The organism is Streptomyces sp. NPDC060035, from assembly GCF_042736635.1.
Taxonomy (GTDB): Bacteria; Actinomycetota; Actinomycetes; order Streptomycetales; family Streptomycetaceae; genus Streptomyces.
Genome location: NZ_JBHWVO010000001.1, coordinates 1 through 14,519 on the forward strand (window position 1 = coordinate 1; position 14,519 = coordinate 14,519).

At 70.8% G+C, this 14,519-nt stretch carries 11 protein-coding genes, 1 tRNA gene and 2 pseudogenes; 4 read left to right on the plus strand and 10 right to left on the minus strand.

Annotated features, from left to right (window positions below; genetic code table 11):
- Window positions 1-698, minus strand: a 698-nt coding sequence (locus ACFWBQ_RS00005; protein WP_385482065.1) for an ABC transporter ATP-binding protein, incomplete at its 3' end; no start/stop codon positions are given.
- Between the two features lie 8 nt (window positions 699-706).
- Window positions 707-1,002 (minus strand): annotated as a pseudogene (locus tag ACFWBQ_RS00010) (iron chelate uptake ABC transporter family permease subunit); the annotation flags it as partial.
- Window positions 1,003-1,663: 661 nt separating this feature from the next.
- Between ACFWBQ_RS00010 and ACFWBQ_RS00015 the strand changes: the two are divergent.
- Window positions 1,664-2,662, plus strand: a complete 999-nt coding sequence (locus tag ACFWBQ_RS00015; protein ID WP_385482068.1) for a LacI family DNA-binding transcriptional regulator — start codon at window positions 1,664-1,666, stop codon at window positions 2,660-2,662.
- A 78-nt stretch (window positions 2,663-2,740) separates the two neighbouring features.
- On the opposite strand, the gene ACFWBQ_RS00020 is transcribed toward ACFWBQ_RS00015, so the two are convergent.
- The 5 genes and pseudogenes from ACFWBQ_RS00020 to ACFWBQ_RS00040 form a co-directional block, all read right to left on the minus strand.
- Window positions 2,741-4,843 carry an N-acetylmuramoyl-L-alanine amidase gene (locus tag ACFWBQ_RS00020; protein WP_385482071.1) on the minus strand — a complete coding sequence of 701 codons (2,103 nt, stop codon included), beginning with the start codon at window positions 4,841-4,843 and terminating at the stop codon, window positions 2,741-2,743.
- Between the two features lie 479 nt (window positions 4,844-5,322).
- On the minus strand, window positions 5,323-5,544 hold the full coding sequence (locus ACFWBQ_RS00025) for a hypothetical protein (protein WP_385482074.1): 222 nt from the start codon (window positions 5,542-5,544) through the stop codon (window positions 5,323-5,325).
- A gap of 135 nt (window positions 5,545-5,679) precedes the next feature.
- A pseudogene (locus ACFWBQ_RS00030) lies at window positions 5,680-5,801 on the minus strand (oxidoreductase); the annotation flags it as partial.
- A gap of 149 nt (window positions 5,802-5,950) precedes the next feature.
- Window positions 5,951-6,024: transfer RNA gene (locus tag ACFWBQ_RS00035), tRNA-Pro, on the minus strand.
- A gap of 50 nt (window positions 6,025-6,074) precedes the next feature.
- Window positions 6,075-8,732: an ATP-binding protein gene (locus ACFWBQ_RS00040; protein ID WP_385482077.1), complete on the minus strand. Its 2,658-nt coding sequence runs from the start codon at window positions 8,730-8,732 to the stop codon at window positions 6,075-6,077.
- 109 nt (window positions 8,733-8,841) lie between these two features.
- Here ACFWBQ_RS00040 and ACFWBQ_RS00045 point away from each other — a divergent pair, with 109 nt between their 5' ends.
- From ACFWBQ_RS00045 to ACFWBQ_RS00055, 3 genes are all read left to right on the plus strand, one after another.
- Entirely contained in the window at window positions 8,842-9,396 is a 555-nt protein-coding gene (locus tag ACFWBQ_RS00045; RefSeq protein ID WP_385482080.1) for a DUF309 domain-containing protein, read from the plus strand.
- Between the two features lie 96 nt (window positions 9,397-9,492).
- The gene (locus ACFWBQ_RS00050; protein ID WP_385482082.1) at window positions 9,493-9,915 is read left to right on the plus strand and encodes a DUF350 domain-containing protein; all 423 of its coding nucleotides are present in this window, start codon (window positions 9,493-9,495) and stop codon (window positions 9,913-9,915) included.
- A gap of 95 nt (window positions 9,916-10,010) precedes the next feature.
- Complete coding sequence (locus ACFWBQ_RS00055; RefSeq protein ID WP_385482085.1) at window positions 10,011-10,397, plus strand: hypothetical protein; 387 nt, start codon at window positions 10,011-10,013, stop codon at window positions 10,395-10,397.
- Window positions 10,398-10,412: 15 nt separating this feature from the next.
- On the opposite strand, the gene ACFWBQ_RS00060 is transcribed toward ACFWBQ_RS00055, so the two are convergent.
- Genes ACFWBQ_RS00060 through ACFWBQ_RS00070 form a run of 3 tightly spaced genes read right to left on the minus strand, consistent with a single transcriptional unit; the run spans window position 10,413 to window position 14,484 of the window.
- The gene (locus ACFWBQ_RS00060; RefSeq protein ID WP_385482088.1) at window positions 10,413-11,636 is read right to left on the minus strand and encodes an FAD-dependent oxidoreductase; all 1,224 of its coding nucleotides are present in this window, start codon (window positions 11,634-11,636) and stop codon (window positions 10,413-10,415) included.
- Window positions 11,633-13,054, minus strand: a complete 1,422-nt coding sequence (locus tag ACFWBQ_RS00065) for an NAD(P)/FAD-dependent oxidoreductase (protein ID WP_385482091.1) — start codon at window positions 13,052-13,054, stop codon at window positions 11,633-11,635. The genes ACFWBQ_RS00060 and ACFWBQ_RS00065 overlap by 4 nt, the downstream gene beginning before the upstream one ends.
- A complete protein-coding gene (locus ACFWBQ_RS00070; RefSeq protein WP_385482094.1) occupies window positions 13,051-14,484 on the minus strand; it encodes an FGGY family carbohydrate kinase in 1,434 nt (477 codons plus the stop codon). The genes ACFWBQ_RS00065 and ACFWBQ_RS00070 overlap by 4 nt, the downstream gene beginning before the upstream one ends.
- Window positions 14,485-14,519 lie beyond the last annotated feature (35 nt).

Below are 14,519 nucleotides of genomic sequence, written 5' to 3' on the forward strand. Positions count from 1 at the left end.
CCGCCCCCCGCACCGCCTCCGGCGTAGCGGGCGGCGGCAGGGAGGTCGTGCTGGACCATGACGACGGTCCGTCCGGCGGCGGCGACCTCGCGGACCAACTCCAGAACGTCCACGGCATGCCCGAGGTCCAGGGCGCTGGTCGGTTCGTCGAGCAGGATGGCGGGGGTGTGCTGGGCAAGGACCATGGCGAGCCGGCAGCGCTGGCGCTGACCGCCGGACAGCCTGTCGGGGCGTTCGGCGGCCGGCCCCGTGGTTCCGGTGGCCTCCAGCGCATCGCGTACGGCGTTCTCGTCCTCGCGTGACCACTGGCGCAACAGGCCCTGCTGGGGGTGCCGGCCGTAGCGGACGAGTCCGGCCACCGTGACCGCCTCGGGGGCGCGGGGCGACTGCGGGAGCAGGGCGACACGATGGGCGGCCCGGCGTCGGCCGAGCTCCCTGATGTCGTCCCCGCCGATCCGGACGGTGCCGGAATCGGGCCGGTCGAGGCGTGCGATCGTACGCAACAGGGTCGACTTTCCACAGCCGTTGGGGCCGACGATCGCGTCGACCTGACCGGCCGGTACGGTCAGGTCGACGTTCTCGACGACGGGGCGGCCCGGGTATCCGGCGTGCAGCGCGCGGACTTGGATGCCGGGCGTCGCGTCGTCGGGTGCGTCGGTCGTGCGGGGTGCGTCGGTCGTGCGGGGTGCGTCGGTCATGGGGATGGTCAGGCCTTTCCGGTGGCACGGTCCGGGCGGAAGAGGACCCGAGCAGGAAGGGGCCGCCGAGGACGCTGGTGACGACACCGACGGGCAGTTCGACGGGTGCGGCGACCCGTCCCAGCGCGTCGGCCGCGGCGATCAGGGCGGCACCGGTCAGTGCGGAGGCGGCGATCGGGACCCGGGTGGGCCCGGTCAGCCGCTGGGCGAGGATCGGAGCGGCGAGGGCTACGAAGGCGATGGGCCCGCCGATGCCGACGGCCGTTCCGGCGAGAGCGACGGCAAGGGCCAGCACACCCGCCTTCCCTGGCCAGATTCTCGTGGGCCTTCACACGGTCACGCCCTCGCGGCCGGGGACGAGGCCCTGCTCGGGCGGTTCGAACTCGCCGCGCCGCGGCCCGGGACGCGGCCCGACGAGTCGGTCACCGTCCCGGGCACCTGCGCGAGCTGCCCGCCCTGGCCGTGCGCGACGACCTCGCGTGGCTGGGCTTCGAGGCCCTGCGCGAGAGCACCACCTCGGTCACCGACCCACCTCGCCCTCGCCGAGCGCTTCACCACGTCGTCCTCGACCGTGTCCCCCGTCGGCGTCCTGCACGGCGGACGGCCGCCGGCGGCTCGCCGGACTCGTGGATGTGGACCGCGGCGTCCGGCTGTTCCTGATCGGCGCCGACCCGTCGGCCGGTCTACCGGACGGCTCTCCCTGATGCGGGCCATGGACCGTGCCGTGAGCCGGCCTGCGATGCTCCAGAGCGCGGGCGCCGTACAGTGACGGCCGCCGCGGGGGCCGTCGGAGCCGGAGCGGCATAGAACTGGCCGGCGCTCCTCGCGAGCACGGCCCCTCCCTCGTCGGCATCCCTCGCTGTCAAGACGTTCCGCCCATACAGTTCTTGGGCACGACACATATTGCGCGGCCACCTCCGCGCCCGAATGAGGGGCTCACCACCGCTGTGGCGACAATCAATGACGTGGCACGGGCCGCCGGGGTGTCGGCCGCAACCGTCTCCCGTGTCTTCAACGGCGGGCGGGTCACCGCCGAGCGTGCCGAACGCGTTCTCCGGTCCGCGGCCGAGCTGCGCTTCGCACCGAACCGGGTGGCCCGGGCCCTTCGGATGCAACGGTCCAGCGTGATCGGACTGATCATTCCGGACATCGAGAACCCCTACTTCAATTCTCTGGCGCGAGGTGCCGAGGACGCCGCCCAGAGGAAGAATTTCTCGATCGTTCTCTGCAACAGCGACTTGAACGTCGATAAGGAGCGCCGCTACCTCGACACCGCTCTCGCCGAGCAGATGGCCGGCGTGATCATCGCAGCCGCCTCACGCAGCCACACCGACCTGTCCCGCTTCACCGAGATGCCCGTGGTGGCCGTCGACCGCCGGCCACTGGGGGCGACGGTCGACGCCGTCATGGTCGACAACCAGCACGGCGGTGAGCAGGCCACCGCGCATCTGCTGCGCAGTGGCTACCGCCGCATAGCATGCATCACCGGCCCGGAGGGCGCCGCCGTCTCGGAGGAACGTCTCACCGGATTCCGCGTCGTCATGGGCGAGCATCTGCGTGAACTGGGTCAGGATCAGGCGCAGTTGCGGGACCTCATCCGGTACGCCGACTTCCAGCCCGATGGCGGCCGTACCGCGATGTGCGACCTGCTGGCACTCGAGGAGCCGCCGGACGCGGTGTTCGTGACGAACGACCTCATGGCGGTCGGTGTCCTCGAAGCGCTGCGGGTTGCGGACAGAGAGCCGCCGCGGATCGGGGTGCTGTCCTTCGGCGGCGTGCCCCGGACGTCCCTGGTGGGGCCGTCACTGTCTACGGTCGATCTGCCGTCGTACGATCTGGGCCGAACAGCCGTCGGGTTGCTGCTGGAACGTATCTCCGGAAAGGAAAAGCCCCATCAAACGGTGGTGCTGCAGACAAGCCTCCAGGTCCGCTCGAGTTCGGTGGGACCGACTGCCTGTCCGTGACCCCGCTTTCCTCCGCGGTGGGACCGCCGACGAAGGCTCGCCGACGCCCCCACGGCCTGGAGTCGGGGGAGGACTCCGCTAGAAGGTGGTTTCGCCGGGGAGGCCGAAGTAGTCGTGCCACTTCTGACCGCCACCGAACGACGAGCCGTTCGACAGCCCCACATAGACATCCGCGGAAGCGGTGTGGGTGAACGTCACGATGTCGTCCTTGCCGTCACCGTTGTAGTCACCCACAAATGGGAACTCGCCGGGGAGCGCGAAGTAGTCATTGGCCTTGCCCCCGCCCGTGAACCTCGCACCGTCCGAGAACGCCACGTACACATCGGCATTCGCATCACTCGTGAACGTGACGATGTCGTCCCTGCCGTCACCGTTCACATCCCCCACCCGAGGCTGCTCCGTCCCCGGTGCGAAGAAGTCGTGCACCTTCTTCGACGGAGCGAACGACGATCCCGTCGACAACGCCACGTACACATCGGCACTGCTGCCTTGCGTGAATGTGATGATGTCGTCCTTGCCATCACCGTTCACATCACCCACCGCCGGGAATTCCCCCGCAGGGGCGAAGAAGTCATGCCACTTCTGGCCACCACTGAACGACGAGCCGTTCGACAACCCCACGTGCACATCCGCCGTCGCGTTGTGGGTGAAGGTGACGATGTCGTCTTTCCCGTCACCGTTGAAGTCCCCAGTCGCCGGCACTTCACCACTCAACGAGAAGAAGTCGTTCCACTTCTGGCCGCCTCCAAAAGAAGAGCCGTTCGACAGCCCCACGTACACATCGTTGTTCGGGCCGTGGGTGAACGTGACGACGTCATCCTTGCCGTCGCCGTTGACATCCCCGCTCAGCGGCGTCTCACCGTTCAGCCCGAAAAAGTCGTTCCACTTCACCGACGTGCCGGAGAACGACGAGCCCGTCGACGTCGCCACATACGCATCCGCCAACGACCCATGGGTGAACGTCACCACATCGTCCTTACCGTCACCGCTGAAGTCCGCCGGCGAACCACCGAGCATCAATCTGCTGCCGCTGTTGACCAGCTGCATGTAGTAGTTCCAGTTCCAGTTCGGCCCCGGGTCTGTGTGATCGTTGCCGGGCACCTCGTTATGGCCGACGATGTATGCCCGTGTCTTGGGGATACCGTAGCGATTCGCCAGGTGGCGGGTGAGATCCGCCGATGACCGGTACATGGCGTCGGTGAACCACGAGGGATTGTCGACGTAGCCCTCGTGCTCGATACCCACCGCATACGCGTTGGCGGACCTTGCGTGGAATCCGGTGTCGCCATCGCGAACCATCTGGGTCACCTGGCCGTCAGAGGAGCGGACCACGTAATGGGCACTCACCCCGGCGGACGGGTTCTGAAACCAGTTGATGGTCCCGGCGTACGAACCCTGGGTGACGTGCACCACCACCTTGGTGATGGCGGACGACCGGCCGTTGGAGTAGTTCGCCGAGTTCGCGGGAACCCAGCGCGCGGGAGGGTAGTCGGCGCTGAGGGTGCTCTCCTGCTGCTGAGTGGTGGCGTTCCCGGTGGAGTTGTCGAGCGGGCGGACCTTCGCGTATCTGCCAAGCGCCGGTGTCACATGCTGCCGCTTCACGCTGACGCGTTCACCGCCGTCCGTCTCCGCCAGCACGCCTTGGGCCAGGATTGCGTACACCGTATCGGCGTAGAGTCTGGCCGTCCGGTCGTCCTCGGCACCGCTGTACCGGGCGATCACCGGGTACCACTTCCCGACGTCTCGGCGGTCCTTGGCGCTGAGCCCCAGCTCGTCGGCGTAGTGACGCAGGACGGCGGCCCCGCCACGGATGTTGGCCGCGCTTTCGGTGCGGAGTGCGTGGGCCGGTTCACCCGTGAGCTCGGCGGCGAGTTCCAGGGTGGTGCGTCTCGGGTTGCTGACCAGATGCATCACCCCGTAGCCACCCGCGTGGCTGGGCTTGCCCTCGTGGTCGTCGAGGTGAGTCTCCCCGTATCCAACAGCCGTGAGCAGATCCCTGGGCACTTGATAGGCGGAGGTCGCCCGGGCGAAGGCTCGGTTCATCGTGCCGTTGCCCACCGGGCCGGGATCGGCCGGCGCGGCGACGCCTGCGGGTTGGCCGGTGAAAGCGAGCAAGGTGACGAGGGTGCCGCTGAAGACGGCAAGGCGCACCCCTCTCCATAATGTTCCGATGCTGGACATTTCGTCTCCTGATCTGTTGACCGGACGGTGCACGGAAGGACGTGCGGGCGATGGTGCGGCCTGATCCGGCAGGGGTGGTAGGCGCCGGCAGAGGAAGCGGTGGCAGGCGCACGTTGGTCAAGCCGAAGAAGTGGTCGCCGGGGAGGCCGAAGAAGTCGTGCCGCTTCTGGCCGCCACCGAACGACGGCTCGCGGACCGCACCACATGGTGAGAGTTCGAGTTGACCAGGGCATGGACAGTCCCACTTCCACCGGCTCAGGCAGGGGGTGAAATCGATTTCTAGCGCAACGTACAGACCCGACATGGACGCGTCAATGCTGGGTGCAAATCCAAGTCGAGGCATCCTAGTTGAGGGCTGTTCCAGGGGAAACTGACAGAAATAGCTGCGGATTGAAGAAAAATCAGAGGCTGGAGGGCTTGAAATCGAGTTCAAGGACCTGACAACCTCTGAAGGCCACGGCACGTACTCGTGGCCCCCGTCAGCCGATGTCCACCACGAGCGGACCACCCGCCCGGTCGACCTGGGCCATCCACCCCGGCAGCAGCCGCAGCAACCGGGACGGGGGCACCGGGCCCACGACCCGGTGCCGCCACAGCAGCCGACCGTCCTGGCTGACCGTCACCACCGGGCCGGTCAACGGCTCCCCGGACCGCAGCAGCAGCGGCCGCCCGCCTACGCCCGTGCCCCGGTTCGGCGTCACCCCTACGAGCGGGGCCCGGACCTCGAGCGGCGGGCCGGGCTCCGGCCGGTACGGCCTGCCCGCCGGCCGACGGGCGGGCCGTACCGGTGGGCGGAACTACGACGTCTCCGCCGCCGAGCGGCCGACTGCAGCAGCTTCTCCGGTGGTCAGCACACCCTGCGGGCGGGAGCCAGGAACCAGCCGGGCGCTGCGGGGCGCTCCCGGGCACCTGTGGCGGGGATCACGGCCCGTGCCGTGATCCGCTCCAGGCCCGCCGGACCCAAGCGCGCCACGCTCCCTGCCGAGCCCGATCGTGGTCACCCGCTGACGCCAGCCAAGGACACTGGCCCCCAACTGGTCCCCAAGAATGATCAAGGGCCGGTTTCGGATTTCTCCGAAACCGGCCCTGACCTGCGACTCTCACGAGTCGGGACGACAGGATTTGAACCTGCGACCCCTTGACCCCCAGTCAAGTGCGCTACCAAGCTGCGCTACGTCCCGATGCGTTTCCTCCCGGTTGTTCCGGGTGGCTGCGCAGGACAAACATTACCTCACTCCGAGGACCGGATCGACGTCCGCACCTGCTGGGCGCGGGCGGCCAGGGCCTCGGCACCGCAGGCGACGGCCAGCTTCTGCGCCCGGGCGAGCTCCCGCGGCGAGCGGATCGCGATTCCGTACTCGACGCGGGCCAGCGCGTGCTCGTACGCGGACGACGATGCCTCGAGGCGGCGTACGGCCTCGGCCAACAGATGCACGGCCTCCTCCGCAGGCGCGAAGAGCGCGACGCATCGCAGGGCTTCGCCGATCGCGGTGTCCGTGCCGAAGCGTTCCGCGTGGACGCGGGCACGGGTGGCGAGCTGTGCCGCGCGCACCGGGTCGTCGTCGGCCAGGGCGCGGGCGAGGTCGCCGGCCCACGGTGCCCAGATGCCGTTGAAACGGCCGCGGGGCTCCAGTGCGGCGCCCGCCGCCTCGAGTTCGGCGATGGCCTCCTTCGTACGGCCTTCGGCCAGCAGCAGCCGGCCGCGGACGCACGGGGCGTCGGGCAGGACCATGGCGCTGGGGTAGGGCGGCCCGAAGTCGTACCGGTCGGCGACCAGGCGCGCCTCCGCCGTACGGCCGCGGGCGAGAAGGGTGTCGATGAGCAGACAGGCGGCGTCCCAGTGGACCGGCAGCCCGCTGCCGACACGGTCGGCGAGGCGCAGCCCCTCGCGCAGGAAGCCCTCGGCCTCGGCGAGCCTGCCCCGCCGACGGTGGACGAGGCCCAGCAGGGTGTGGGCGAACGCGAGGTGTGCACCGCTCCAGCCGGAGATCTCGAAGGCGCGCACGGCTTCGCCGAAGAGTTCCTCCGCCCGGTCGAGCTGATCGGTGAAGGCGTAGGTGATGCCGACCAGAGTGGGGAGTTCGAAGCCCCATTCGGTGTCGGTCCAGCCGAGCCCGCGGGCAGGCCGGCCGTCGAGGAGCGCGCGTTCGCAGAGGTCGACGACGAGTTGGGCGTTCTCGCCGCGGAGCATGGCGTCGAAGGCACGCAGCGTGAGAAGGGCGCGCTCGGCATTGTCGCGGCCCTTGAGGTGGTCGGCGTTGCGGGCGAGCCGGGCCGACCGTGCGGGCCCGTCGCTCTCGGTGGCCTGCATGCCCTCCCACAGGAAGTGCGCTGCCTGGAGGCGCATCAGGCCGGGGCCGGGGGCCGTACGGGATGCCTCGGCGGCGAGGGAGAGCGCCGCGTCCTTGAGCTGGTTGTTGTGGGCGAGAGCGGCGGCGAGCCGGAACGTGGCGTCGACCCGCAGCGTTTCGTCGAGCCCCGGCGTATCGAGAGCGGCACGCAGTTGCTGCACCGTGGTGGCCGGCGAGCTGAGCAGGGTGGCACAGCCCAGTTCGTACAGCAGGGCGGCCCTGTCGTGGGGCCGCGGCGGCTCTTGGAGTGCCCGTTCGAGACAGCGCCTGGCCGCTTGCGGGGCACCGACCGCCAGATGCTGACCGGCCGCTTCGCGGAGCTGCGCGACCAGCTCCTGGTCGTCGTCCGGGTGGACTTCGAGGAGATGGCGCGAGGCCACCGCGGCACCGAGTCCGGCCTGGGTGATGGCCCAGGCGGCCCGTCCGTGCATGGCGGTGCGGGTGGCCGGCGGGATGGAGCGGTAGACCGCGGTGGCGATGAGAGGGTGGACGAACTCCAGCGGGTCGAAGCCGCTGACGATTCGGGCGTCGCGCAGCCTCGCCGTACAGTCGGCGGCCTCCGCCGAGCTCATGCCGGCCAGCGTCGCCGCCAGTTCCTGGGAGATGTCGGTGCCCAGCACCGCGGCGGCCCAGGCGAAACGGTTGGCGTTGGTGCCCAGCCGTTCGAGGCGGGCGACGAGACCGCTGCCACGGGCCGACGCGCCGAGCTCGCGCAGCAGACCGGCCGACTCCTCCACCGGTGGCAGCTCACGGTCCTGCGCCTTGGCGACGAGCTCGACGGCCTCGTACGGATTGCCGCCGGTGACGGCCCACACCTCGCGGCAGAAGGGGTCGTCGGCGTGCTCGCCGAGGCCTGCCCTGACAAGCTCCGCCGTGGCATCGGGGGTGAGCGCTCGAAGGGCCACGCGGACCAGGGCCGTATGGCCCTCGGGGCGACTGCCCTCCGGTGTACGGGCCATGGCCCAGTCGGCGTTGCGCTCGGCGAGCTCCTGCGGGCGGTGGGCCTGGACGACCAGCACCGGAAGTTCGGTCAGCCGGGCCGTGAAGCCGGCGAGCCACGCGAGGGATTCACCGTCCGCCCAGTGCGCGTCGTCCACTATCAGGAGCAGCGGACGGTGGCTGAGCCTGGAGGCGAGCCGGGAGACGACGAAGTCGAGGCCGTCCCTGACACCTTGCGGGTCGGGCTGCGGGCCGGTCGGTTCGGCGAGTCCCAGTGCGGGCGCCGTGATCTCGAACCAGTCACCGAACAGGGCCCTGGTCTCGTCGGCGGGAAGCTGGTCGAGCGCGGGCTGCAGGAGCTGGCGTACGACATGGAACGGCACGGAGGTCACGGTCTCGCCGCCTCGTGCCTGCCAGACGGTGCAGCGGTCGTCCGCCATCTCACGGATCTCGCCGAGCAGCGCAGTCTTCCCGATGCCGGCTTCGCCGCTGAAGACGAGCAGACCGCCGACTGCCTGTGCGCCGCAGAGTGCGTCCACCGCCTGTGCGGCAGCGGCGAGTTCCGGTTCGCGCTCGTACAACGGCCGGGACGGCTTCATGCCTCCCCTTCCCAACGGTGTTTGCGGAGGGTTGTGAGCCTAGTCGTGCGCGGGTGCCCACGGACAGGGTTCGCACGGTTCACCGCAGGTGCGGGGCACAATCGGGGGCGTGGACGAATCTCGCAGGGACCGTGACGCCGAAGGCCGGGCGCGCAATGCGCGCCCCCGCGACGGACTGGGGCGCCCTTTGCCGTACGGCACTCCGGGGGTGGAGCGGCAGCCGGAGGGGGTGGTCCGCTCCCCCGAGGAGACTGTGCGGGAGGCGCAACGGCTCCTGGACGCGGGCATGCCGTTCCATGCCCACGAGGTGTTCGAGGATGCCTGGAAGTCGGGTCCCGAAGCGGAGCGGGAGCTGTGGCGGGGCCTTGCACAGATGGCCGTGGGGCTGACGCATGCCGCCCGGGGCAACACAGCGGGCGGAGCACGGCTGTTGCGGCGGGGCGCGGCCGCGATGGACGCGTTCCGGAATGCGGAACCGCACGGGATCGGGGTGGAGCCGCTGGTCGCCTGGGCGCAGGAGCTGGCCGGGCGGGTGGATGCGCCCGGCCGGGAATCCGGGGCCGCGGAACCCGGGGCGGGGGACTCCGGGGCCGGGGGCGCGCGCGTGGTGGACGCGGCGGCGGAGGCACCTCGGCTGCGGTCGGGGGGCCGGGGCGATGGATGACAGCCCGTGCGATAGGTTTTGCTCTTTCTTGACGGCGTGTTGATCACGCGGTCACGACCCATCCTTCGACCGCTTGCTCAGGAGACGGACGCCCCGATGACCGACATCATCAACGGCCTCGGCCGTGCCACTGCTTACGGGGCCCTCGGCGTCGTACTGCTCGTTCTCGGCATATTCCTCATCGACGCACTGACGCCCGGAAAGCTGGGCCGCCAGATATGGGAGGAGCGCAACCGCAATGCGGCGGTGCTGCTCAGCTCGGCGCTGCTGGGCATCGGCGGCATCGTGTTCACGTCGATCTGGACGACGTACGACGACTTCGGCAAGGGCCTGGCGTCGACCGCCGCGTTCGGGCTGCTCGGCCTGATCATGATGGCCGTGGCGTTCCTCGTGGTGGACCTGGTCACGCCCGGGAAGCTGGGAGCCACACTCGTCGAGAGGGAGCCGCACCCGGCGGTCTGGGTGACGGCGTCCTGCAACCTGGCGGTGTCGGCCATCGTGTCGGCGTCGATTGCCTGATCGAGCCGGTGATACGCCGGATCGATTGCCTGATCGAGCCGGTGATGCCCCCGTCCCGCGAACACGGCGCTGCTCAGCCATTACGATCCGGCGTCATGAGCACTTCTGACCAGGATCAGCAACAGGCCCCGCAGCCCGACGAACAGCAGGACCAGCAACCCGACAGGGTCGACGAGAGCGACGAGAACACGGATGAGGGCATAGCCGCGTCTGCGGCCGGGGAACGGAGACTGACGCCGCGTCAGGCACGACGCCTGCGCGTCGTTCTCTCCTCGGTCGGCATGGCGGCGATGGCCGTCGTCCTCGCCCTGCGCATCGCGAGCCGTTCCTCCGTCCTGGTCGTCGGGGTGTACGGGCTCGCACTCATCCTGTGCGGTGTGGTGATCGAGCTCAGCAGGAACGGGCGCACGCGTCTCGGCAGCTGGCTGCTGGGCATCGGCCTGGCAGCGGCCGTCGGTGCGGACTGGCTGCTCATTCCCTGACGCCGGGCCCGGGCTTCACCGCGCGGTGATCCGTACCGGCGGACCGTGCGGGTCGACCCGGTCCAGCCAGCCGGCAGCCAGATGGAACGGCTGCCCGGGGACAGCGGGCAACAGCAGTCGCTGCCGGTGGAGTTCGTGCCCGCCCTGGCTGACGAGCAGCAGCGGCCGGGCCAGCCGTCGTGCGGTGCGCAGCACGAACCGGTCCTTGAGCGGGCGCGCACCGTCGGGGCCTGTCAGATTGGGTGCGACCCACCGCAGGGGCGCGTCCACCACCACGGGGCGCCCGCGTCCGGGTGGCTCATCGGTGCCGGACAGGCGGTGCAGTACGGACACGGCCACGGCCCGGCCCTCGTCCGCCGCGACTCCCGCGCGCTCCACCGCGTGCAGGAGATTCCCGATGGCGAACACGCCCGGCCGCGAGGTGCGGTACGCCGCGTCGTACGCCGGCCCGCGCGTGCCGGGGTCGAGGGTGATCCCGCCGCGCCGGGCCAGCTCATGGTCGGGGACGAAGTCGCCGGTGAAGACGACGGTGTCGCAGCGCAGGGTCGTGGTGCGGCCGTCGTCGTGGCGCAGTGACACCCCGGACAGTCTGGTCCTGCCCGTGAGGCCGGTGACGGTGGCGCCGGTGAGCAGTGGAATGCGCTGCCGGACACGGAGCGGGGCGGCGGGCCGGTCGGTGACCACGGCGACGACGTGAACCCCGGCCGCACGCAGGGTGGCGACCGCCGCGTGCGCGACGGACTCGTTGCCGATGACGACCGCGCGGGTGCCGATCCGCTGGCCGTACAGATGGACGGCCTGCTGCAGTTCGCCGGTGGTGTGGACGCCGGGAGGGCGGCTGCCGGGGACGAGGCGCGCGGAGCGTGGACGTTCGCGGGCGCCGGTGGCGAGGACGACTGCCCCGGCGGTGATCCGTTCGAGCCCGCCGGGCCCGGTGGTCTCCACGGTGGCGGGTCCTGCCCAGCCCGTGACGGTCACTCCGGTGCGCAGGCCGGCGCCCGCGCGTAACGCCGCGGCCACACTCTGCCGGGCGTACGTGGGTCCGCTCATCCCTCCCCGGACGAAGCGCCCGCCGAATTGTCCGTGGTGGCAGTGGCGGGGGATCCCGCCCGCTTCCTGCTCGCGCTCCAGAATCTCGACCCGCCCCGCACCGGCCGCGGCGAGTTCGGCTCCCGCGGCGAGGCCGGCGGGGCCCGCACCGACGATCAGGACGTCGACGTTCCGTTCACTCCGGGTCACGCTTGTGCCTCCTCGAACAGGGCGCGGACAGGGGCGCCGCAGTAGAAGCCCTGGCACCGGCCGCCACACGCGCGGGTACGGCGCCGCAAGCCGTCCAGGGACTGCGGCGGGACGGTGGAGGACAGCGCGTCACGGATCTCGCCGAGGGTCACGTGCTCGCAGTGGCAGACGAGCGTGCCGTACGCCGGGTCCTTCGCGATCAGGTCGGCCCGGCGGAAGGGCCGGGGGAAGGCCTCGCCGAGGTTGGGCACGGTGACCGGCGGGAGGTCGCGCGGAGCACCGAGATCGAGGCCGGCCCGGGCGAGGAGCCCGGTGACGTGGCTGCCGATGGCCATGGACGCGGTGAGTCCGGTGGACCGGATGCCGCCGACGGCGACGTACCGCTGGGCGGGGTACTCCTGGATCCGGTAGTCCTCCTGCCCGGTAGCGGCCCGCAGTCCCGCGTAGACGGCGGTGATCTCCTCGTCCAGGAGCTCGGGCAGGATCCGGCGGCCCTTCTCCCGCAGGAGGTGCAGACCGCCGGCGGTGGATCCGGTGGCGGTCTTGTCGTCGAGCTCCTCGGACGTGGGGCCCAGGAGCACATTGCCGAACACCGTCGGTGCCACCAGAACACCCTTGCCGGCCGCGGTCGGCACCGGCAGGAGGATGTGGCCGACGAGTTCGCGGGCGAGCTTGTCGAAGACGATGAGCTGGCCGCGGCGCGGTGTCACCGTGAATACCTCGTGCCCGAGGAGCCGGTCGATCTCGTCGGCGTACAGCCCGGCGGCGTTGACCAGGTAGCGGGTGCGCAGCGTGCCGCGCGAGGTGGTGAGTGCGTGGACGCCGGCCTCGCTGTCGATGTCCAGCACCCGGCAGTTCAGATGCAGATGGACCCCCGCACGGACGGCCTGGGTGGCGAAGGCGAGCGGTGTGGTCCAGGGGCAGATGATGCTCTCGTCGGGAACGTCGAGCGCGCCGAGGGCGCCCGGCCCCAGATGCGGTTCGCGATCCTGGAGTTCGTCGGCGCCGATGATGCGTGCCGCGTGGTAGCCGTTGTGGCCGGCCTTGGCCAGCAGCCGCGGAAGCTGTGCGAGTTGGTTCGTGTCCCAGGCGACGAGCAGGGCGCCGACGCGCTCGACGGGAATGCCTGTCTCTGCCGCGTACGCGCGGAGCCTGTGATGCCCTTCCCGCACGAGGCGGGCTTCCAGCGAATCGGGCACGGCGTCGAAACCTGTGTGCAGGATCGCCGTGTTGGCCTTCGAGGTGCCGTTGCCCACGTCGTCGGAGGCGTCCACCAGGGCGGTGCGCAGGCGGTATCCGGCCAGCTCGCGTGCGATGGCCGTGCCGACGACGCCCGCTCCGAGGACGGTGACGTCGTACGTGCCGTCCGCTGCAGCTGCCGGAATGAGGTCACCCGCCGTGGTGATCGTGACCGTCATGAGCGCTCCAGCAGGGTGTCCACCGCCGTACGGAAACCGTCGAGGCGCGCGGCCGCCTCGTCGGAGCCGATCCGTGGTTCGTACACGGCGGACGGCTTCCACTCCGGTATCGCCTGCCGCAGCGGCAGGTGCGGGTCGAGTCCGAGCCGGGCCATGGCACCGGCACCGAGCGCGGTGAGGTCGGGCAGTGCCGAGACCTCGACGGGCCGTTGCAGCAGGTCCGCCTGGGTCTGCATGAGCAGGGTGGAGCGGGTCAGGCCGCCGTCGACCCGCAGGGCGGTCAGCGGTGCGCCCAGGTCGGCTGCCGCGGCATCGGCCAGGGCGACGACCTGAGCCGCGATGCCTTCGCACAGGGCGCGGACCAGGTGGCCCGCTGTGGTGTCGAGGCCGAGACCGGTCACGGAGCCGCGCAGGTCACTGCGCCACCACGGAGCGGCGAGGCCGGCGAGCGCGGGCACGAAGGTGACACCGCCCGTGCCGGGGACGGAGGACCCCACGGGGTCGAGGTCTGCGGCACCCGAGATCACGCCCAGATCGGTGAGCCAGCGCACGGCGGACGCGGCCGTGTAGACCTGCCCGTCGAGGCAGTAGCTCGTACGTCCTCCGAGGCGCCAGGCCACGCAGCTGACCAGGCCGCTGGAGCTGGTGCGGGGCCGGGATCCGGTCTGCGCGAGGAGAAAGGCCCCGGTGCCGTAGGTGCATTTGGCGTTGCCCGGCTCCAGGGCGTTCTGAGCGAGCAGGGCTGCCTGCTGGTCGACGACGAGTCCGCTCAGGGGGATCTCGCCGCCGAAGCCGGTGGTGGTTCCGACCGGACCGGCGCAGTCGACGACGGCGGGGAGCCGCTCGTCGGACAGGCCGAAGATCTCCAGTGCGGCGGGTGACCAGTCGACGTCGTGGAGGTCGAGCAGCTGGGTGCGTCCTGCGGTGGCCGCGTCCGTGACGAAGGCCCCGGTCAGCCGGTGGACGAGCCAGGAGTCACTGGTGGTGACCACCCCTTCGCGGGTCAGCTCACGGCGTATCCAGGCCATCTTGGGCGCGGCGAAGTACGGGTCGAGCGGCAGACCGGTGAGCAGCCTCAACTCCTCCTGGTGTGCCGCGAGTCCGGCGCACAGGTCCGCCGCCCGCCGGTCCTGCCACACGACGGCGTCGGTGAGCGGCCGGCCGGTGCCGGGGTCCCAGGCGAGGACCGTCTCGCCCTGGTTCGCCAGGCCTACCGCCGTCACGGGTTCGGCAGCCTCGTCCACCGCCTGCCGGCCCGCGTCGAGGACCGAGCCGAGCAGCTCGGCGGGATCGGCCTCGACGACTCCGCCTGCCCCGTACCGCGGACGGACGGGGGCGGAACCGGAACCGATCACGCCCCGCTCGGGACAGATCACCAGCGCCTTGGTTCCGGACGTTCCCTGGTCGATGGCGAGTACCGGACCTGTCATCGACACTCCAGTCGGGCGGGCCGCCCGGAGACCGG

Excerpts from the sequence above, each read along its gene's own strand:
- ACFWBQ_RS00020 (WP_385482071.1), bottom strand. The coding sequence starts at position 4,843 with ATGTCCAGCATCGGAACATTATGGAGAGGGGTGCGCCTTGCCGTCTTC.
- ACFWBQ_RS00040 (WP_385482077.1), bottom strand. The coding sequence starts at position 8,732 with ATGAAGCCGTCCCGGCCGTTGTACGAGCGCGAACCGGAACTCGCCGCT.
- ACFWBQ_RS00050 (WP_385482082.1), top strand. The coding sequence starts at position 9,493 with ATGACCGACATCATCAACGGCCTCGGCCGTGCCACTGCTTACGGGGCC.
- ACFWBQ_RS00055 (WP_385482085.1), top strand. The coding sequence starts at position 10,011 with ATGAGCACTTCTGACCAGGATCAGCAACAGGCCCCGCAGCCCGACGAA.
- ACFWBQ_RS00065 (WP_385482091.1), bottom strand. The coding sequence starts at position 13,054 with ATGACGGTCACGATCACCACGGCGGGTGACCTCATTCCGGCAGCTGCA.
- ACFWBQ_RS00070 (WP_385482094.1), bottom strand. The coding sequence starts at position 14,484 with ATGACAGGTCCGGTACTCGCCATCGACCAGGGAACGTCCGGAACCAAG.